This is a genomic window from Longimicrobium terrae (assembly GCF_014202995.1).
Lineage (GTDB): Bacteria > Gemmatimonadota > Gemmatimonadetes > Longimicrobiales > Longimicrobiaceae > Longimicrobium > Longimicrobium terrae.
The window spans coordinates 49,658-69,764 of record NZ_JACHIA010000005.1 but is presented as its reverse complement, the minus strand read 5'-3'; the positions used below and the strand labels follow the sequence as shown (position 1 = coordinate 69,764).

General features: G+C 71.2%; 15 protein-coding genes. 6 read left to right on the top strand and 9 right to left on the bottom strand.

All coding sequences use genetic code 11. From position 1 onward, the window contains the following. Positions 1-159 precede the first annotated feature (159 nt). From HNQ61_RS10460 to HNQ61_RS10445, 4 genes are all read right to left on the bottom strand, one after another. Positions 160-2,799 carry a DUF5916 domain-containing protein gene (locus tag HNQ61_RS10460; RefSeq protein WP_170034358.1) on the bottom strand — a complete coding sequence of 880 codons (2,640 nt, stop codon included), beginning with the start codon at positions 2,797-2,799 and terminating at the stop codon, positions 160-162. Between the two features lie 94 nt (positions 2,800-2,893). Further along, positions 2,894-3,568, bottom strand: a complete 675-nt coding sequence (locus tag HNQ61_RS10455) for a TFIIB-type zinc ribbon-containing protein (protein ID WP_170034357.1) — start codon at positions 3,566-3,568, stop codon at positions 2,894-2,896. Next, positions 3,561-4,010 carry a hypothetical protein gene (locus HNQ61_RS10450; protein WP_170034356.1) on the bottom strand — a complete coding sequence of 150 codons (450 nt, stop codon included), beginning with the start codon at positions 4,008-4,010 and terminating at the stop codon, positions 3,561-3,563. Before HNQ61_RS10450 ends, HNQ61_RS10455 begins: the two co-directional genes overlap by 8 nt. A 562-nt stretch (positions 4,011-4,572) precedes the next feature. Then, a complete protein-coding gene (locus HNQ61_RS10445) occupies positions 4,573-7,467 on the bottom strand; it encodes a serine hydrolase (protein ID WP_170034355.1) in 2,895 nt (964 codons plus the stop codon). Between the two features lie 411 nt (positions 7,468-7,878). Between HNQ61_RS10445 and HNQ61_RS10440 the strand changes: the two genes are divergently transcribed. Together HNQ61_RS10440 and HNQ61_RS10435 are read left to right on the top strand one after the other, a co-directional pair. Beyond that, positions 7,879-9,342, top strand: a complete 1,464-nt coding sequence (locus HNQ61_RS10440; protein ID WP_170034353.1) for a diguanylate cyclase — start codon at positions 7,879-7,881, stop codon at positions 9,340-9,342. Positions 9,343-9,609: 267 nt separating this feature from the next. Next, on the top strand, positions 9,610-10,392 hold the full coding sequence (locus HNQ61_RS10435; protein WP_170034351.1) for a gamma-glutamyl-gamma-aminobutyrate hydrolase family protein: 783 nt from the start codon (positions 9,610-9,612) through the stop codon (positions 10,390-10,392). A 397-nt stretch (positions 10,393-10,789) separates the two neighbouring features. Here the strand turns inward: HNQ61_RS10435 and HNQ61_RS10430 are convergent, their stop codons facing one another. Both HNQ61_RS10430 and HNQ61_RS10425 read right to left on the bottom strand, forming a co-directional pair. Further along, positions 10,790-11,005, bottom strand: a complete 216-nt coding sequence (locus tag HNQ61_RS10430) for a hypothetical protein (RefSeq protein WP_170034349.1) — start codon at positions 11,003-11,005, stop codon at positions 10,790-10,792. Next, positions 11,002-11,769: a hypothetical protein gene (locus HNQ61_RS10425; RefSeq protein WP_170034347.1), complete on the bottom strand. Its 768-nt coding sequence runs from the start codon at positions 11,767-11,769 to the stop codon at positions 11,002-11,004. The genes HNQ61_RS10430 and HNQ61_RS10425 overlap by 4 nt, the downstream gene beginning before the upstream one ends. 168 nt (positions 11,770-11,937) lie before the next feature. Here HNQ61_RS10425 and HNQ61_RS10420 point away from each other — a divergent pair, with 168 nt between their 5' ends. Genes HNQ61_RS10420 through HNQ61_RS10410 form a run of 3 tightly spaced genes read left to right on the top strand, consistent with a single transcriptional unit; the run spans position 11,938 to position 13,456 of the window. Continuing rightward, positions 11,938-12,735: a thioredoxin domain-containing protein gene (locus HNQ61_RS10420; protein ID WP_170034345.1), complete on the top strand. Its 798-nt coding sequence runs from the start codon at positions 11,938-11,940 to the stop codon at positions 12,733-12,735. Further along, the gene (locus HNQ61_RS10415) at positions 12,732-13,199 is read left to right on the top strand and encodes a vitamin K epoxide reductase family protein (RefSeq protein ID WP_170034343.1); all 468 of its coding nucleotides are present in this window, start codon (positions 12,732-12,734) and stop codon (positions 13,197-13,199) included. The genes HNQ61_RS10420 and HNQ61_RS10415 overlap by 4 nt, the downstream gene beginning before the upstream one ends. A gap of 44 nt (positions 13,200-13,243) precedes the next feature. Next, complete coding sequence (locus HNQ61_RS10410; protein ID WP_170034341.1) at positions 13,244-13,456, top strand: hypothetical protein; 213 nt, start codon at positions 13,244-13,246, stop codon at positions 13,454-13,456. Positions 13,457-13,556: 100 nt separating this feature from the next. On the opposite strand, the gene HNQ61_RS10405 is transcribed toward HNQ61_RS10410, so the two are convergent. The 3 genes from HNQ61_RS10405 to HNQ61_RS29205 all read right to left on the bottom strand — a co-directional run bounded on the left by HNQ61_RS10405 (position 13,557) and on the right by HNQ61_RS29205 (position 17,867). Then, positions 13,557-14,309 (bottom strand): DsbA family protein, encoded by a 753-nt coding sequence (locus HNQ61_RS10405; protein ID WP_170034339.1) that lies wholly within the window; start codon positions 14,307-14,309, stop codon positions 13,557-13,559. Positions 14,310-15,055: 746 nt separating this feature from the next. Continuing rightward, positions 15,056-15,613, bottom strand: a complete 558-nt coding sequence (locus HNQ61_RS10400) for a DUF402 domain-containing protein (RefSeq protein ID WP_170034337.1) — start codon at positions 15,611-15,613, stop codon at positions 15,056-15,058. Beyond that, a complete protein-coding gene (locus HNQ61_RS29205; RefSeq protein ID WP_170034335.1) occupies positions 15,606-17,867 on the bottom strand; it encodes an NADP-dependent malic enzyme in 2,262 nt (753 codons plus the stop codon). Before HNQ61_RS29205 ends, HNQ61_RS10400 begins: the two co-directional genes overlap by 8 nt. Before the next feature lie 674 nt (positions 17,868-18,541). On the opposite strand from HNQ61_RS29205, the gene HNQ61_RS10390 reads away from it, so the two are divergent. Next, positions 18,542-20,041, top strand: a complete 1,500-nt coding sequence (locus HNQ61_RS10390) for a S8 family serine peptidase (RefSeq protein ID WP_205761425.1) — start codon at positions 18,542-18,544, stop codon at positions 20,039-20,041. Positions 20,042-20,107: the final 66 nt, after the last annotated feature.

The following is a 20,107-nucleotide window of genomic DNA, read 5'->3' as shown; positions in this document are numbered from 1 at the left end:
CCGTTCCCGCGGGGAAAGCAGATCCTTCGTCGGCGCCAGACTGTGGGGCGGGAGCAGGTGCCTCCGGCGCCTCGTCAGGATGGCACGTTCGTGCGGTTTCACCAGGGGAGCGCCCCACCCCGTCATCCCTCGGGACGACGTCCCGCGCCTCGGGCCGGCTCACTGCACCGGCAACCAGTACGTCATCTTCAGGGCAAGAAAGTTGTTTCCCGGCACCTCGAACAGGTCGCCCAGCGCGCGCGGGCCCACCGCGTCGCCGTACGGCAGGCTGGAGGACCGGTCCTGCTGCCACACCAGGAACAGCGTGCTTCCCGGCTTCCACTCCCACCGCAGCACCGCGTTGCTGCGCAGCGACCGCACGTTGAAGTCGCGCGCGATCGTCTCGTTCTCGCCGCCCGCGATGAACACGTGGCTCCCCGGCGCGCACCCATCCCCGCCCCCGCCGCAGCTGCGGATCTCCGTTTCGTCCAGCGGGTCCAGCCCGAACGCGCGCGCCCGCGGCACCTGCCCGAATCCGGAATACTGCCCGCTGGCGGCAAAGGGCTCTGCATACACCTCCACCGACAGGTCCGGCGTCACCGTGTAGGAAAGCCGCACCGGGGCCGCCAGCGTGCTTCGGTCGATGGCGGAAAACAGGTACCGCACGCCGCCCGTCGCCGCCGGGCCGCCGCCCAGCGTTCCCACGTACTGCCGCGGATCGCGGCCGTGGTCGTAGTACGGCTCAATGGAGATCTGCCAGTTGGGCCCGGGATTGGCGGCGGCCGACACCTCCACACCCCACCCGCGCCCGCCCTGCGCGTCGCCGCGCACCTCCATCCCCGTCCCCCAGCGCACCAGCGACGTCTGCCGCCCGCTTGCGTTGAACTCCGCCGCCCATCCCCGGTCAAACCCCACGCGGGGCCCGCCGCGCGTGGCGGAGGCGTCCTGCCGGCGCAGCTGCGTCACCACGGTGGCGGAGGTCTGCCAGTAGTTTGCCCAGGTGATGCCGCCGCCCAGCGCCAGCACCCCATGGCGCCGCAGCCCCTGGTAGTCCCACCCGTTTTCCATCTCCACCTCGATCTCGTACCCGCGGTGCACGCCGGAGGGCTGCGTTTCGCGGTACGTCAGCTCCCCGTCCGCCGTGGTGTAGTCCGCCACCTGCATGCGGCCGGTTTCATTGACGTCAAAGCCGGGGGAGATGGCTGTGGTCGATACGCCCCACACCCAGTGCCGCGCGTTGCGCCGCTCCAGGCTGAGCCCCGCGGTGTAGCCGGCCAGCCCGTCGCGGGTGGCGTCCAGCACCGCGTAGTCGCGGTCCGGCCGCTGAAAGAAGTGCGCGGGCGCGGTCTGCACGCGTCGGATGGCGGCGGTGTCGCCGCGCAGCGCGCTGCCGCCCACAAACCCGCCCAGCTCGTAGTCGCCGCCGCGAAAGCGCAGCAGCCAGTCGGCGCCGCCGGTAACCGCCGTCCTGGGCAGCCACGCGGCGTCCAGCCCGCCCTCCTCCGTGCCCCGCTGCACGGCGGTCAGGTTCACCCCGGCCGTGGACGCGTTGGCGCCGAACTCCTGCGCCGCGCGCACCACGCCCCACGCCGTCCGCGGCGCCACGCGCACGGTCTGAATGTCGCCGTCCGCCGCCACGAAGCGTGCATCCGCCGCGTCCGTCACCGCCGCCAGAGCGCCCAGCGAAAGACCGCGCTGCGTGCGCCCGGTCAGCTTGGCGGCGCCCAGGATGGTGGAATTGCGCGGATTGTCCACGTACTCCGCGTTCACCCGCGCCCGCGGCGCCGCGCCGATGCGGCGGGAGTAGAAGTACGAAGGGCCGTCCGCGGACAGGTAGCGGCTCCCCTCCGTAAAGAACGGCCGCCGCTCGGAAAAGAACGTTTCGAACGCGCTCAGGTTCACCTCCGCCGGGTCCGCCTCCACCTGCCCGAAGTCCGGGTTCAGCGTGGCTTCCAGCGTAAGGCTGCTCCCCAGGCCGATGCGGGCGTCCGCGCCGGCCCGCACCGTTCCCGACCGCGAGCGGGCGAACGGATCGTCCTCATCCACCTCGCCGCGGCGCGTGCCCTCCGCCGCCACGTACGGCACCAGCTCCGCCCGCCGCGACGGCCGCACGCCCCGGATGCCCGACAGCTCGCCGAAGCGCGAGCTCCACGCCTCCACGCCGCGCGGAATGGGCACCCAGTAGATGTCTTCCTCCCGCGCCGGAACAAAGCGGTTCAGGTTGAAGCCCCACGTCTGCTCGGGCAGGTCGTTGAAGCGCAGCTGGCTGAAGGGGATGCGCATTTCCGCCGTCCATCCCAGTGAATCCACGCGGGTCTGCGCGGACCACACGGGATTGAAGGAGGCGTCGCGGTTGTACTCCTCGTCCGTGGCGTTGTAGTAGTCCAGCCGCACCCCCGCGGCGGTGACGCCAAAGGTGTAGGCCGTCCGCCGGTCCAGGTACGTGTCGAGGGAGAGCAGAAGGCGCTCCGCCTGCCCGCCGTTGTCGCGCCGGGTGAGCGGCGCGCGGATGGGCCCGCCCGCGCCGGCGTACATGCGCGCGCCCACGTACAGCGCGTTGTCATCGTACACGAAGCGGATTTCGGTGCGCACGCTGGGTTCGGCGCCCTGCACCGGCTCCTTCTGCACGAAGTCCGACAGCACGGGCGCGGCGGCCCACGCCGCGTCGTCCAGGCGGCCGTCCACCTGCGGGGCGGCGCCGGACACGCGCACCGCCTGCTGCTGCTTGCGCGGAGTCTGCGCGGCGGCGGGGCGGAAAAGGAAGCAGCCAGCACAAAGGGCGCACGCCGCGGCGCGCGCCCATCCAGGGGTACGGATCACGATTTTCGACTCGATGGACAGAGGAGGGCGCAACAGATCGCGCCCCGGGTACGGCTGGTACACACACGGACGGCGGCGACGGGCACGGAATCCGTCACAGCCCGTCAAAGATGCTGAACACGTCGCCGATTGCGCCAAAGACGGCGCCCGCCACCTCGCCTGCGCCGTGCAGCAGCGAAAGAACGCCGCCGGTGCCCTCGGCGATGTTGGCGGCGGCCTCCACCCCGGCGGAAAGCGCGTGGCCGGAGACGCGGACCAGTTCGGGGCCGTAGTACAGGACGTTGAAGATGGCGTCGGCCGCGTCCAGCCCGGAGCCGATGTCGCTGGCCAGCCCGCCGCTGGTGTGCGCCACGGCCGCGGCGGCGGCGGTCCACAGCGCCCACAGCTCCGCGTGGTCCAGCCAGATGCCGCGGCAGTGGGCGCACGCATCCAGCGTGATGTGCTGGTGCTTGCGGTGCGCCATTGCCCGGCCGCACGAGGGGCAGTCCAGGTGATTGCCCCATTCGCACGTGCCGCAGCGGGCCGAGTTCCGCTCCATGGGCGCGTGGCAGCCGTGGCACAGAAAGCGGAACTCCTCCGTGCGGTGCGAGAGCGCCGCGCGCGCAAACGCCCTGGGGACGGCGGCGAGTTGCGGCGTGTGCGCCTGCAGGATCCAGTTTCCGCCACAGCGGTTGCAGTGGTCGATGTCCAGCCCCGGCTCCACGGCCACCTTTTCCAGCGGAATGCCCAGGCAGGCGGGGCATTCCATCCGGATCAGCGCGTCATTCATCCAGAATCCCCCTGGCCGTGCGTTTGTCCGCCAACTGCTTCAGAACGGGAAAGGCGTACACCAGGTGCCCGCCGTCCGTCACCTCCAGTTCGGCGCGGCCCTCGGCCACCATGCGGTCCAGCACCTCGCGCACGGCGGGCTCGGACAAGTGCAGCGCCATTCCGGCCTCCAGGGCCAGCAGCTTGCCCTCGTTGCGCGTGGCCAGCCGCAGGATCTCCGATTCCAGCGAGTTCTGCCGCAGCGCCGCCTTGTGGCCGGAAACGCGGCTCTTTTCCCGCGATTCGCCGCGCAGCAGCAGAAAGGCGCCCACCGCCGGAAGGAGGACGGTAAGGCAGAGCCCGGCGATGTTGGCACCCGTGGATGCCCTGTCCCCCGCGTTCAGAAACCCCAGGAACATGAACAGGGAAATGACGATCAGTATGGCGGCGAAGAACTTCTTCACACGAGATCTCCCGTAGCGGATGCGCGGCCGGCGTGCGTGCCGGCCCTACGAACGCCCGCGTCCGCCGGTTTCCGTACGGCGGCGTCAGGCCCTTTCCGACGGGGAATCTGTCGTCCGGAGCCATCCGGGAAAAGACACGGCCGTGGCGGGAGAGGTGAATCGGTTGATGGGCCTGGGTTGGATCGAGCGTCTTTTGAGCGGTTCGGCGGGCTCGATGGAGGATCGCCGGCTGTGGGCCCTCACCCCGCGCGCTGCGCGCGACGACCCTCTCCCACGAACGGATGTGGGAGAGGGAGCACACCCCAGTGCCGTGTGCTCTGGATGGACCGGCACCGGCGGAGAGCGGCCGCATTGCTATCCCAAGAACCGCTGGAGGCCGGAAACGCTGGGGCACGGCGCACGTCGTTACAGACCGGCGGTGTTGTTTCCAGACGCGGTTGAAGCCCCGAACGTGGGCGCGTCAGCGCCACGTGTCGAGGGTTCCCGCTGTTTGAGCGGCGGATTCATCCGCTCAGGAGGGCAGGCCGACGGCGCTGATCCTGAACGACGAACGGACCTCGCGCTATCCGCGCCGGCGGGCGGGCCGCGTCGGGCGGCGGGCGGGGCGGCGCGGGGCCGGACGCCTGGGCTTCACCTTGGGACGCGCGGCCTCGATGGCTGCCGCCGTCCCCGCGCGCGGCGGAACCGGGCGGTCGGTGATGGAAAGCGCCGCCGCGTCCGCCACCGCCGCGCGAATCCGCAGCAGCGCGCCCTGGCTCCCCTCGCGGTAGGTGCGGTTGGTGAGCAGGACCACGAACAGGTCCAGCTCCGGATCCATCCACATGGACGTGCCCGTAAAGCCCGTGTGCCCGTACGCCCGCGCCGTCATGTAGCTTCCGGCGGAGCTGCGCGGGCCGGGCGTGTCCCACCCCAGCCCGCGCGTGTCGGCATTGGGCTGCCTGCGCGTCCACGAGCGCACCGTCTGCTCGCGGAACACGCGCCGGGTGCCGTACGCGCCGCCGTTCAGCAGCGTCTGCGCGTAGATGGACACGTCCCACGCCGTGGAAAACAGCCCCGCGTGCCCGGCCACCCCGCCCAGCCGGTACGCGTTGGCGTCGTGCACCACGCCGTCCACCACGTACGGCCGCTCCGACTTCACCGCGGTGGGCACGGTGCGCGCCTGGTCGTAGCTGGGCGGCAGGTACTGCGTGTTCACCATCCCCAGCGGCCCGAACACCCGCCGCGCCACCAGCCGGTCCAGCGGCTCGCGCGACACGCGGTGGATGGACTCCGCCATCAGAATCATCCCGAAGTCGCTGTATTCCATCCCGCTCCCCGGCGCGCGCACCAGCTCCGAGCGGATCACGCGGTTAAGCGCGGTGGTGGAGGACGACAGGTTGTACAGCCAGTCGCCCGCGGGCAGCCCGGAGGTATGCGTCAGCAGGTGGCGCACGGTGACGTCGGCCTTGTTCCCGCCGCGAAACTCGGGGATGTACCTCCGCACCGGCGCGCCGAGCGAAATCGCCCCGTCATCCACCATAACCATGGCCGCGGGCGTCGTTCCAACCACCTTGGAGAGCGACGCGAGGTCGAACAGGGTGCCGCGCGGGTCTACCGGCTCGCCGCCGGTCTGCCCGTATCCGCTCATCTTGACGACCATCCCCCGCCGCGCCACCACCACGGCCGCCGCGCTGAACACACTGTCGCGAATGCCGTTGCGCAGAATGGTGTCGATGGAGGCCAGACGGGCCGCCTTCATTTCCGCGGAGTCCGGCGCCGCCACCCGCAGCGTCCGGGCCGCCGGCCACGCGCCGCCCGAGGGCACGCCGGCGCGGGTGGAGGGCGACAGCACCGCCTCCGCCGCGGCCTGCTGCGCCGCCGGGCCCACCCCGCGCACCACCAGCAGCGAGCGCGCGGCCGGCGCCGCGGCCTCCGCGCCGGGAAAGAAGTCGATCCACACGATGCGCCGCGGCACCGTGTCGCGCGCCAGCCGGGCGAGCGAGTCCGGCGAAAGCGCGGCCCGCGCGGCGGAATCCGGCCACGCCCCGGCCGATCCCAGCCGGTCCAGCACCGCCGGCCGCGCGCCGGGAAAAGCGGCAGCGATCACGCAGTCCGCGTCCCGCCCGGCATAGTCCACGGCGCGCGGCACCAGCGGACCGCGGCGCGGAAGCCGGGGCGTCTGCAGGTGCGTCAGCCCGCGGATGCGCCCGGCCAGGGCGACGGAAAGCGGGCGCGCGGCGATCCCCGGCGCCGTCACCAGCACCGTCGTCCGGCAGCCGCGCAGCGTGGTGGCGGGCACCTGCCCCATCACCAGCAGCGCCGCCCGGTGCGCCGCCACCGCGCCGCGGAACGCCGAGTCCGCCGCCGCGCGCGGGTTCTGCGCCCGCGCCGAGTCCGGCCGCGCGGACGCGGTGTCCGCCATCCCCAGCCGCAGCCGTTCCTTGGCGGCAAAGACGTGGCGCACCGCCGCCTCCACCCGCGACGGCGAAATGCGCCCGGTCTCCACCGCGCGGACGATGGCGTCCACCGTCCCCGGCACGTCATCCACCCCCACCAGCAGGTCCGCCCCGGCGGCCACGGCGCGCACCGCGGCTTCCTGCGCGCCGTAGCGGCGCACCAGCGGCGTCACGGGCGCCAGGTCCTCCAGGATCAGTCCGTCAAACCCCAGGTCCCGCCGCAGCACGCCCTGCGTGAACACGGCATTGTCGGGAAGGGGAACGGTGTCGCGCGTCAGCGAGGGGATGGCGATGGACGCGGGCTTGATCCCCGCCACGCCGGCCGCCACCAGCCCGCGCATCAGTCCAAGCTGCAGCCCGTCCACCGCGGCGCGGTCCCAGTCCAGAATGGGCGGCCCTCCGTCGCGCGCCTCTGGCCCCGCGGACAGCGCGCGGACGCCCACCAGCATTCCGCCCGCGGAAAGCTGCCGCGCGTAGCGAACAAAGGCGCTGTCCGCCCCCGCGCCCCACGGTGCCGGGAGCGCCGTGGGATACGGAAACGAGGGCGCCGTCAGCAGCGCGAAGTTGATCCCCAGCCGCCCCGCCTCCGCCGACGCCTGCGCCGCGGCCGCGTCCACCCGCTCCCCTTCCGCCGTTCCGAGCGAGAGCGGGGGCGGCAGTTCCGACGCGCCGGCGAGCGCCCCGCCCACGCCGCGGTCCAGGTCGGCGATCACCAGCAGCGGCAGCCGCGAGGCGCGCTGAATGGCGCCCAGCCGCCGCTCCGCCACGGGGAGCGTGCCGGGAAGCAGCCGCACGCCGCCCACGCCCGCCTGCGCAAAGCGGCGGGCGAGCGCGGTGTCGGCCACGGCGCGTGCGTCCGCGCCCACGTACACGGCGGGCGCCAGCATCTGCGCCACGCGCGCGCGCAGTTCCATCCGCGCCAGCCGGTCTTCGGACCAGGGCGAGGTTTCGGCCTGCCTGCACCCCGCGGCCAACAGGGCGAGCAGGGCGGCGGCCAACGCGGACGGGCGGATGCGGGTCAAACGAATGCAGGAGTCAAGAGATTAGCCCGGGCGTGCCTGCACGGCGCGGGCGCGCCCCGCAGGCACGGACGGCTGCGCCCGCGCACCCGCGAGGCGCTGGCGGATGGGGAGGCAGGTTCCGGACCGGGACGCGCATGGGACAGCCATGGTGCATGCCGGGTCAACGCCGCCTCACCGCTCCGCGGGGCCGGTGGACGGGCGCACGCAGCCGCGCGCGCGGGCGGACCGTCCATGGCTGGTCCGGCTCTTGCCGCCTCCTTCCGGGTTCGCGCATGCGCATGGCGCGCGCACGTCCATCCGCGGGTCCCTTCATCCGCTCGTTCTTCCGGCCGCGCCTCCCACGGGGGCCGCAGCCCGCAGTCTTTCATCGCGAACCGGCCGCCGCGCCGGACACGCATCGCCGCTGCACCCATGACCGATCGCGCCACCGTCTTTGTCGCCGACGACAATCCCTCCATTCTGCAGGGCCTGGACAGGGCGCTGAAGGTGACCGGGTACCACGTGCGCACCGCCACCAGCGGCCGCGGCGTTCTGAAGCTGCTGGAAGAAGCGGCGGACCAGGTGCCGGACCTGCTGCTGCTGGACGTGATGATGCCGGAAATGACGGGGCTGGAGGTGCTGCGCACGCTGCGGCTGAACCCGCGCTGGGTAGACATCCCCGTGGTGCTCATCACCGCCACCAACGACGGCGCACTCCCCGTCTCCGCCCTGCGCGACGGCGCGGTGGACTTCCTGACCAAGCCGTTCCGGCTGGATGAACTGCTGGCCCGCGTGGAGCGCCACGTGGTGCGCAACCAGGAACTCAAGCGGGCGCGCGAGCAGGCCCGCATGCGCCTGCAGGCCATCGACCTGATCCGCGAACTCAACCGCGTGGTCACGGCGGAGGAGATGTTTCACCTAGTCACCTCCCGCACCTCCGAAATCCTGGGCGTGGGGCGATGCTCCGTGCTGGTCGTCCACGAGGGCGAGCAGGTGGTGCGCGTCGCCGCGTCGTCGGAAAAGGAGCTGACGGAGGGGCTGGAACTGGACCTTTCCCTCTACCCCGAGGTGCGCGAAGCGCTGCAGACGCGCCGCCCCGTGGTGGTGCGCGATGTGGCGCTGTCTCCGCTGTTCGACGGCGTGCGCGAAGAGTGGGAACGGCGGGGGATGCTGACGCCGCTGCGTTCCGTGATCGTGGTTCCCTTCCCCATCACCGAAACCGTCACCGGCCTCTTCGTGGAGCGCGCCACGGTGGACGAGCCGCTGCTGGGCGACGAGGCGGCGGAGCTGGCCGAGCGGGTGGTGGAGGCCATCGTGCAGGCGTGCGGGCGGGTGCAGCTGTTTCAGAAGCTGGTGGACCAGCGCAAGCAGCTGCACGACCTGGCGCACACGGACGAACTCACGGGGTGCGACACCCGCCGTTCCATTGTGGGATACCTGACGCGCCAGTTTGACGCCGCGCGCCGCACGGGGGCGCCGCTCAGCTTGGTGCTTCTGGACCTGGACCGGTTCAAGGAGATCAACGACACCTGCGGCCACCTGGCGGGAGACGCGGCCCTGCGCGCGCTGGGGAGCTGGCTGGAATCGGACGGGCTGGGCGCCAACGAGCGCGCCGGCCGCTACGGTGGCGACGAGTTCGTGGTCGTTCTTCCGGGAGTGGGGCCGGCGGCGGCGCAGCTGTTTGCCGAGCGGGCCCGGGCGCACTTCGCCTCCATCCCCTTTGTCTTTGGCGAGGTGACGATCCGCGCCTCCCTCAGCGCCGGCGTGGTGTCGTGGCCCGACGCGGATGCCGCCACGGCGGATGAGCTGATTTCGCTGGCGGATACGGCGCTGTACCAGGCCAAGGAAGGCGGGCGCAACCGCATCTGCGTGTCCGCCACCGCCGCCGCGGCCTGACGCAACCCGGAATCCGCCACGCACGGCCCAGATCGGCACGTTGGCGGAGTCCGGCAACTGCCTGATCGCGGAGGACGCGGGGGTGGCGGAGGAACGCGGAGGAAAAAGAGGAGGGCGGCCCGCACCGGGCCGCCCTCCTCTTTTCTTTGCTCTACCCTAATCCCTATTCCCCATTCCCTATTCCCTCTTCCCTGAGCTCCCGCCCGGCGTGGAACCTGCGACTCCCGCCGCGCCGTTCTTTTCGCCGAGAAACCGGGATCGCAGGGTATGACCGACCGTCCGCTCATCGCCGTCACCACCACGCTCTGGCCGGGGGGATCGTTCGGCCTGCCGCGCACGCAGCTGAACGCGCAGTACATCGATGCGCTGGAGTCGCCCGGCGCCACCGCGCTGCTGCTGACCCCCGCGCACGGCGAGGATTCCATCCGGCGGCTGCTGGGGCTCTGCCATGGCCTGCTCCTCACTGGCGGCGAGGACGTGGACCCGGTTCGCTACGGCGCGGAGCCGCATCCGCAGCTGGGCGAAATCAATCCCGCCCGTGACGCCGCGGAACTGGCCGCCGTGCACGAGGCGCGGCGGCTGGGACTGCCCATTCTGGCCATCTGCCGCGGCATCCAGGTGCTGAACGTGGCGCTGGGCGGAACGCTGTACCAGGACATTCCCTCCGAACTGGGCGGTGACGTGCTGCACGAGCAGACCAGCGACTGGCGCGAGCGGTCGCACGCCGGGCGCGTGGAGGCAGGGAGCACGCTGGAGCAGGTATTCGGCGCGAGCGAGCTGCGCATCAACTCGTTCCACCACCAGGCGGTGCGCGACGTGGCACCCGGCCTGCGCGCCACCGTCTGGGCGGAGGACGGGGTCGTGGAGGGGGTGGAGGGAACGGAGGGTGGATGGGTGTGCGGGGTGCAGTGGCACCCGGAGCGCGGCGAGGCGCACGGGCCGGACGCGGACGAGCGCGACCCGGACCGGCGGCTGTTCTGGGCGTTCGTGCAGGCCGCCCGCGAGTTCGCCGCCGAATCCGCCGCCGCTGTCTCCATCGGCGGGGACTGACGCGCCTCCTCGCTCAACTCCTCGGCGTTGCAGGGACAAACGCCGGGGAACGAAGGATCACGCATCGGTTCGCCCCGCGGCTCCCGGCCGGCGGTTGAAACCGCGCCTCGAAACACACAAAGTCCGCCTCCGCGGACTGGACGCCATCCCCGCTCGCGTCCCCATGTAGTTGAAGCCCCGATCATGGACGCGACAGCGGCCGTGAGTCGGGGCTTACCGCTGTTTGAGCGGCGGATTCATCCGCTCTCGAGGGGGAGGGTGGGCCGGTGGTGCCGGCCCGGGTGGGGGCCGCCCTGGAGCCCGCCGCACAACAAAAAAGGCGCACGATGCTCCGTGCGCCTCTTCATCATCCACGTCCAATCCGTCGTCCCTGATCGACCAATCCCGCCCATCCACCCTACCCCAGCACCACGAACGACTCCACCTCATCCAGCGCCACCTGCACGCGGTCCCCCGTGCCCAGGTGCCTGCCGACGAGCAGTTCTCCGCCGTATGCGTGGCGCAGTTCCGAGGGAATCAGCACGATGTCGGTGCCGCGCCGGCGGATCTGCACCCGCATTCCCTCGTCGATCGCGCGCTCCAGCCGGGTGAGCGCGGTGGGCGTCCAGATCACCGCGGCGCCTGGGGAACCGGCTCCGGACGGGCGCTGTCCCGCGCGGCACCCTGCGCGCCCGCGGGAACGCTGGACGTTTCGCCCAGGGCGGCGCCCACCGCCGCCGCGCTGTCCGTCAGCGTGGGCAGCGGCATGGGCGCGGCCGCCCCGGCGGAGGTGTCGGGCCGCAGCTGCGTGGTGGACCGCACTGCCCGCAACCCTTCGGGGCGCACGGACAGGTAGAAGTCCTTAATGAACAGCGAATCGATCTTGGCGAACCCGCTGTCCGGCAGGTCGCCGAACTTGACCCCCGGCGTGGGGCGCGGAATCACCACGCCCAGCGTGTCGGTCCACAGCTCCAGCTCGGCGCGCGACAGCTTCTGCAGGTAGCCGTTCACATCCAGCCGCGACCCCGGCCCCATCCCCCGGAACGCACTCGCATCCGGATCCGGCTCAAACCGCACCAGAATGCGCCGGCCGCTGGGCGTGCGCACCCACACCGAGTTGCCGCGCACCACGCTCTGCGTGGTGGCCGTCATGTGCACCAGGCGGCCCAGCTCGCGGGTGTCCAGCGGCAGAAGCGACTCGAACTCGTCCGTCTGCATGGGAAGCACGGGCGTGCGGTCGGAGCCGAAGCCCGCCGCCGCGCCCACCATCTTCTTGGCCGACATGGTCCGGTCGCCAAAGACGTACGCGGACACCAGCACCAGCAGCGACAGGCCGGCCAGCATCCCCGTCCACAGCCACACGCGCGACTCGCGTCCGCGCACCAGCCTGATATCCATTGGTTTCGCCTGGATGAGAAACGGGTTAACACGGCCGGGATGCGCAAGGAGTGTTCCGGTGCGTGCTTGCCGGGCGCGCGGCGCGGCGGTTATTGTTTGCGGTCCCGCACCGGGGCGTCCCGCGGCCCCCGCCGCCCGCCTCCGCACCCACCATCCGGAGAAAGACCCGTGCCCCGCAACGCGCCCAGCGCCCGGCGCTCGTCGTCAATGCTGCCCTTCTACATCATCCTGGGGCTCGTCGCGCTCGGCGGCGCCTTCTTCCTCTTTCGCCAGGCAAGCGGCGGAGGCGGCGCGCCGGCCACCACGCTGGAAAAGGTGGCGCTGACCCCGGAGCAGATGCAGTCCGTGGCGGGCATCAGCAAGGGGAGCCCCAACGCGCCCGTGGTGATGCTGGAGTTCGCCGACTTCCAGTGCCCCGGCTGCGGCCAGTTCGCCACGTTCAGCGAGCCGCTGATGCAGGACTGGATCAAGGACGGCACGGTTCGCTACGTGTGGTACGACTTCCCCCTGCCGCAGCTGCACAAGAACGCCGTGCTGGCCGCGCGCGCGGGCCGCTGCGCCAACGAGCAGAACCGCTTCTGGGAGTTCCACGACCACATCTTTGCCCGCCAGGCGGAGTGGTCGGAGTCCAACGACGCGGCGGACCTGTTCGCCGGCTACGCCGAAGCGGTGAACATCGACCGCGGCGCGTTCGCCGGCTGCCTGGGCTCCGACAAGTACCTCAAGGAAGTGTCGGAGTCGTCGGCCTTTGGCGAAACCCTGGGGGTGGGCGGCACGCCCACGCTGTTCGTGAACGGCAAGAAGGTCACGAACATCCCCAGCACGCGCGCCGAGTGGCAGCAGCTGATTGAGCAGGAGCGCGGCGGCGCGGCGGCTCCCGCGGCCGCCCCGGCGGCGGGTGCGGCTCCGGCCGCGGCTCCCGCGGCGGGCGCGGTTCCGGCCGCCACCGACAGCGCGGCGGGATGAGCACCGCCGCGGAGCACCTGGCCGGCGAACTGGAAGACCGTCCACCCCTGGCGCGGATGGCCATCGCCGTCCTGGCGCTGGTGGGGCTGCTGGTGGCCGTGTACCTGTCCATGTACAAGCTCGGCTACCTGGGCATCATCCAGTGCCAGTTCGGGAGCTGCGAAAAGGTGCAGGCATCACGGTACGCCTTCTTCCTGGGGCAGCCGGTGGCGGTATGGGGCGTGGGCGCGTACATCATCATCTTCGCGCTGGCGATGATGGGCACGCAGCCGCGCTTTGCGCGCGAGCGGTGGGTGGCGCTTTCCATCTTCGCCATGTCGCTGGTGGGCGTGCTGTTCTCGGCGTACCTGACGTACCTGGAGGCCGCGGTGATCCACGCGTGGTGCCAGTGGTGCGTAGTTTCGGCGATCCTGATCACACTCATCTTTCTGCTGTCCATTCCGGGGCTGCGGCAGGCCCGGTAGGCGCGGCAATCATTCTGGACCGATCTGCAAAGGAAGTCCGTACGATGTCACATACACCGGGACAGACGGTGCTGGTGCGCCTCGTGTTCGCGGACCAGGGAACGTTTCACGCCGAAACGGTGAACGTGCCCATGGACCTGCTGGGGCGGTACGAGCGTCTGGTGGACCTGCTGCGCGAGGAAGAGTCGGTGACCCGGCAGCTGTTCGTGGACATGAACCGGCTGGTGTCCGCGGCCGTGGTCGAGTCCGAATCCTGACGGTTTGCGCACCGTGATGAAAAACCGGCCCTCTCCGCAGTCGCGGGGAGGGCCGGTTTCTTGTTGGGATGACGCCGTTTTCGCGCGACGACTTCGCGGATCAGGAGGCGGGGGGCGCCGCGCCGGGCTGCGGGGCCGGAGTGCCGCGTCCGGCGGAAAGCGAGTCGATGGCCTGCACGAACTGCTCGAACGGCACGGCGCCGTTCAGCGAGGTCTGCTGCCCGTTGCCGCCGTTCAGAATGAACATGGGCGTGCCCTGGATCCCCGCGCCGGCCGCCTGCATGGCATCGTTCACGATGAGCGACGCGGTGCGGTCGTTCTGCGTGCAGTCGCGGAACTCCGCCATGTTCAGCCCCAGCTGCTGCGCAAAGCCCTCGAAGCGCGTGGTGGCGTCGGCCTGGCCGGACCATTCGCGCTGGGTGGCGAACAGGCGGTCGTGCATGGCGTAGAACTTGTCCTGCGCGCCGGCGCACATGGCGGCTTCGGCGGCGGCAAAGGCCTGCCTGTGGCTGGTGAGCGGCAGGTTGATGTACAGCATCTTCACCCGGCCGGTGCGCAGGTAGGCGCTGTCCAGCCGCGCGTACGTGGTGGTGGCGAAGTCCCGGCAGAACGGGCACTGGAAGTCCGACACCTCGATGATGGTGATGGGGGCGTTTTCCTGCCCCTTCATCCGGCCGCGGTCGGCGCGCGCCACGACGGAGTCGACGTTCACGGCCGAGGCGGCGCCGTTTGCCTGGGAGGTGGAGCCCGGCTGCGCGCAGGCGGAGGTGGCCAGCACGGACGCCAGGAGCAGCGCGGCGGCGCTCGCCAGCGAGCGAAGGTGCCGCGGCTGCGGCGTGCGGATACGGATCATGGGTGCGGTGAGGAGAACGCGGAAGGGGCGCGCGAGGTCGGCTCGGGCGCCCCTTCCGCGCGTACAAGATCGGCCGGAAGATAGCCGCGCGCCGTCCGGCGGGTCAATCGGGCGGGGCCCTCACCCCGCGTGCTGCGCACGACGACCCTCTCCCACGAACGGATGTGGGAGAGGGAGCACACATCAGTGCCGTGCGGATCGGAAAGGTTGCTCGCGTCCGACGCCTCGCGGGCCCCTCCCCCGGCCCCTCCCCGTGCAAACTGCCGCACGGAGAGGGGAGACCTGCAACTCGGTTCGTCCCGGATGGTGCCGCTTGTCGGAGAGGCCCCCTCCCCCCGGCCCCCTCCACCCGCTCCGCGGGGGAGGGGGAGACCTGAGCGCGAGGGTAAAGCGCGGCGCGTGTCGGCGGCTTTCGGCCCGGCGGTTGAAACCGCGCCTCGAAATACACGATGTCCGCCTCCGCGGACTGCGGCCGAAACGATGCATCGGGTCCCGAATGCAGTTGAAGCCCCGAACGGCGCCTGTGGGCGTCGTGTCGGGGCTTCCCGCTGTTCGAGCGGCGGATTCATTCGCTCAACACGCTTCGGCGCGGGCAAATCTCCGCTTTCCGCGCCGGACCCTGCCGCCTCCCAACCCTCCCCCGGTCTTTTCGGGGGAGGGTGGGCCGGTGGTGCCGGCCCGGGTGGGGGCCGCCCGCAAAGCCCGCCATCCGCCGATTTCCATCACCCGAACCCATCACTCCCCGATCATCCCGCCGCCCCGGCGACCTCGCGCACGCGCTCCAGCGTCCACTCGGCCACGTGCGCGGGCGGCCAGGCGCCCTGCCGCGCGCCCTGGATCAGCCGCTCCGCCTCGGTGAACGCGCGTTCCGCGTCCGCGGCGGAAACCACGCCTTTTGCCACGGCCGCGTCGAACTCGTCGCGGTCCAGCAGCTCCACGCGGCCGTCCGCGCCCATCCACACGTCCAGAAACAGGTCCGTCGTGTCCCACCGCGCACCGCGCATCCGCACCGGCGTCAGCACGTTGGCGTAGATGCCGGTGAACGTGCCGTCCGCCAGGTGAAAGCGGCCGACGTCGTGCCAGGTCTCGCCGCGGTAGCTGAACCACACCACCGGCGCGCCCGGCTCCAGCACCACGCGCCCGCCCGCCATCACCGGCTTCCGCAGCTCCGCCGACGGCAGATACGTGACGACCACGGTCTCGTTGTCATCCACCACGCGCTGCCGGAACACCGTCACGCGGTCCGGCGGGCGCAGGTAGTGGATCTCGATCGTCTCCCCCGCGGCGTAAGACGGCTCAGCCACGGCGGCCGGCGTGCTCCTGCGCATCCACCACGGCCAGCGCGGTCAGGTTCAGCACGTCCGCCGCCTCGCTGCCGCGCTGCAGCACGTGAATGGGGTGCGCCATGCCGAGCAGAATCGGGCCGAACGCCTCCGCGCCGCCCATCCTCCACATCAGCTTGTAGGCGATGTTGGCCGCGTCCAGGTTGGGGAACACGAGCACGTTGGGCCGGTTCCGCAGCGACGTGAACGGGTAGTTCTCCATCCGGAAATCGTCCAGCAGCGCCGTGTCCGCCTGCATCTCGCCATCCACCTCCAGCCCCGGCGCGCGCTCCTTTACGATCGCCGTGGCGCGGGCCACCTTGTCGGACGCCGGCCCCCGCGCCGAGCCGAAGCTGCTGTACGACAGCATCGCCACCCGCGGCTCAATCCCCAGCCGCCGCACGAAGTCCGCGGACAGCAGGGCGATGTCCGCCAGCGTCGCCGCATCGGGGTCCGGGTTCACCGTGGTGTCGGCGAAGAAGACGACTTCCTGCTGCAGCACCATCATGTACAATCCCGCCACGCGGCGCACACCCGGCGCCGTGCCGATCGTTTCCAGCGCGGGGCGGATCGTCTCCGGATAATAGAGATCCTCGCCCGCCAGCAGCCCGTCCGCGTCGCCCGCCAGCACCATCATGCAGCCGAAGAAGACGGGCTCGTGCATCCGCGCGCGCGCCTGCACCATCGTCACGCCCTTGCGCTGCCGCCGCTGAAAGAAGTCGCGCGCGTACCGTTCGCGCGCTTCCTCGCTCCACTGGTCCACCAGCTCGGCGCCTTCGATGGATACGCCCAGCTCCGCCGCGCGCCGCCGGATCACGTCCGGCCGGCCGAGGAGGATGGGGCGAGCCACCTCTTCCGCCAGCACGAGCGCGCACGCGCGGATGATGGCGTCGTTCTCTCCTTCCGGATACACGATGCGGCGCGGGTCCTTGCGGGCGCGGCGCATCAGGTCGCGCATCACCTCGCGGCCGCGGCCCAGGCGCGCGTCCAGCTCCGCGCGGTACTGGTCCAAGTCAATCTGCACGCGCGCCACGCCCGTTTCCATCGCCGCCTGCGCCACCGCGGGCGCCACCCACAGCATGATGCGGGGGTCGAACGGCTTGGGGATCAGGTACTCCGGGCCAAAGCGGAATCGCTCGCCGCCGTACGCCTTTTCCACCGACTCGGGCACATCGCGCCGCGCCAGTTCCGCCAGCGCGCGGGTGGCGGCCATCTTCATCTCGTCGTTGATGGCGCGCGCCCGCACGTCCAGCGCGCCCCGGAAGATGAAGGGGAAGCCGAGGACGTTGTTGATCTGGTTGGGATAGTCCGTCCGCCCGGTGGCCACCATGGCGTCCGGCCGCACGGCGAGCACGTCTTCCGGCAGGATCTCCGGATCCGGATTGGCGAGGGCGAAGACGATGGGGTGATCCGCCATCCCCGCCACCATCTCCTTTGTGACCGCGCCCGCGATGGACAGGCCGACGAACATGTCGGCGCCGCGCAGCGCCTCTTCCAGCGTGTGCAGATCGCGCGTGGTGGCGAAGCGGCCCTTGTAGCGGTCCAGGTTGCCGCGGTCCGCGCGGATGACGCCCTTGCTGTCCGTCATGCTGATGTTTTCGCGCCGCACGCCCAGGGAGACGTAGTGCTCCGCGGTGGCGATGGCGGCCGCGCCGGCGCCGGAAAAGACGACCGTGATCTCGTCGATCTTCTTGCCGCTGATCTCCATGGCGTTCAGCAGCGCCGCCCCGCTGATGACCGCCGTGCCGTGCTGGTCATCGTGAAAGACGGGGATGTCCAGCCGCTCCTTGAGCGTTTCTTCGATGTAGAAGCACTCTGGCGCGCCGATGTCCTCCAGGTTGATGCCGCCCACCGTGGGCTCCAGCAGTTCGCAGAAGCGGATGACGTCGTCCGCGTTCTTGCTGGCCACCTCCAGGTCGAACACGTCGATGTCGGCGAAGCGCTTGAAGAGCACGGCCTTGCCCTCCATCACCGGCTTGGCGGCCAGCGGGCCGATGTCGCCCAGCCCCAGCACCGCGGTGCCGTTGCTGACCACCGCCACCAGGTTGCCGCGCGCCGTGTAGCGGAACACCTCTTCCGGGTTGGCGGCGATCTCGCGGCACGGCTCCGCCACCCCGGGCGAGTACGCCAGCGACAGGTCTCGCTGCGTGCTGGCGGGCTTGGTGGGAACCACGGCGATCTTGCCCCGGCGGCCCTGGCTGTGGTAGTCGAGCGCGTCCTGCCTGCGATCTGACATCGTCTGCTGCCTCGTGCGGATTGGATCAGGTGCGAGGGGGTACACTGCCCCCCGTGCGCGCGCGTGTCAACCGTGCACCCGCCCACCCCGCCGCGCACGCCGATCCGCCGGCCCCGTGCACCATCCCGGTGCGGCCGTTGCATGTGGATGACGTGCGTGATCCGCCATTCGTCGCGGATTTCCGCCAATCCGCCGCGCCCCCCGCGAATATCCGCTCCCTCCAGGCCATCAGGTTCGCCGATCGCCTTCGTAAGCACACCCGATCCCGATCGGCAGCTGCCTTCAATCCCGCAGCCTGTTCGACTCCGCACGTGCGCGACGGCTTCCCGCCGCACGCCGGGCAGACACTATCCGACAGTGTCCGCGATCCTCTCCGCCCGCATCAAACGGATGGCGCCGGTGAACCGAAACGGTGCACCTGCACCATCCCGTGCCCCAGCGCGGGCGCGCATCCACGGTGGGCATTTTTGCCAAGTCGTTGCGGGATGGCCACTTGCGATTGTGCCATTTGTGGTCCGCCCCGTGCCTTATCCATCCGCACTCAACCATGGGATGCGGCGGATCAGGTCAGCGCGACTCCGTCCGCGTCCCGGTGAATTGGCGGCCTCCCCGGGCCGCCTTCCCCCGGGCACGGCACACCCGTCCTGCCCACCCTTATCATGCTGGAGGAGCTCGTGAACAAGCGTACCCTCACTCCCTTCGCCGTGCTCGTGCTGGCCGCCGCGGCCGCCTGCGGCGACCAGAGCAACTCGCCCACCGCCGCCGCTCCGGGCCGCATCGCCCCGCTGCTGTCCGCCCCCGCGGGCCGCGCCGTGCAGGGCAGCTACATCGTGGTGCTCAACGACGGCGACGCGGGCGACGTGTCGTCGGACGCCGGCGCCACGCCGTCGCACGTGTACTCGGCCACGGTGAACGGCTTCTCGGCCAACCTGAACGCCGGCCAGCTGAACGCCATCCGCAGCAACCCGCACGTGGCGTACGTGGAAGAGAACGCCGTGGTGAGCGCCAGCACGCTGCAGTCCGGCGCCACCTGGGGCCTTGACCGCGTGGACCAGCGCAACCTGCCGCTGGACGGCGGCTACAACTACACGCCCACCGGCGCGGGCGTGCGGGCGTACATCATCGACACGGGCATCCTCACCACGCACAGCCAGTTCGGCGGCCGCGCGTCGGCGGGCTACTCGGCCATCAGCGACGGCCGCGGCGCCACCGACTGCAACGGGCACGGAACGCACGTGGCCGGCACCGTGGGCGGCAGCACGTACGGCGTGGCCAAGGGCGTGAGCCTGATCGCCGTGCGCGTGCTTGACTGCTCCGGCAGCGGCACCAACGCCGGCGTGATCGCGGGCATGGACTGGGTGACGGCCAACCGCGTGCTTCCGGCCGTGGCCAACATGAGCCTGGGCGGCGGCGCCAGCACCGCCGTGGACGACGCCGTGAACCGCATGATCGCCGCCGGCGTGACCGTCGTCGTGGCCGCGGGCAACGAAAACCAGAACGCCTGCAACGTGTCGCCTTCGCGCGTGCCGGCCGCCATCACCGTGGGCGCCACCACCAACACGGACGCGCGCGCTTCGTACAGCAACTACGGCAGCTGCGTGGACCTGTTCGCCCCGGGCACCAACATCACCTCGTCCTGGTACTCCAGCACCACCGCCACCAGCACCATCAGCGGCACCTCAATGGCGTCGCCGCACGTGGCCGGCGTGGCCGCGCTGTACCTGCAGGGCAACACCGGCGCGATTCCCTCGGCCGTGGCCAGCGCCGTCATCGGCACCACCACCAGCAACAAGGTGACGTCGGCCGGCACGGGCTCGCCCAACAAGCTGCTGTACTCGCTGCTGACGGTTGAGACGGGCACGCCTCCCACGGGCGGCACCTCGGTGACCTTCACCGGCTCGCTGAGCGGCACCGGCGCCAACTCGTACCAGCCCAGCGCCGGCTACGTCAGCAGCGTTTCGGGCACGCACTCGGCCACGCTGAGCGGCACGGGCGCGGACTTCGACCTGTACCTGCAGAAGCTGAGCGGCAGCACCTGGAGCACCGTCGCCTCCAGCCTGGGCGCCACCTCCGCCGAGAGCGTGACGTACAGCGGCACCGCGGGCACCTACCGCTGGCGCGTGTACTCGTACAGCGGCGCCGGCACCTACACGCTGGTGACCACCAAGCCCTGATCCGCACCCGCGGAACTGGCAGTCACAACCGCCCGGCGCGATCTCGCGCCGGGCGGTTCTCTTTTG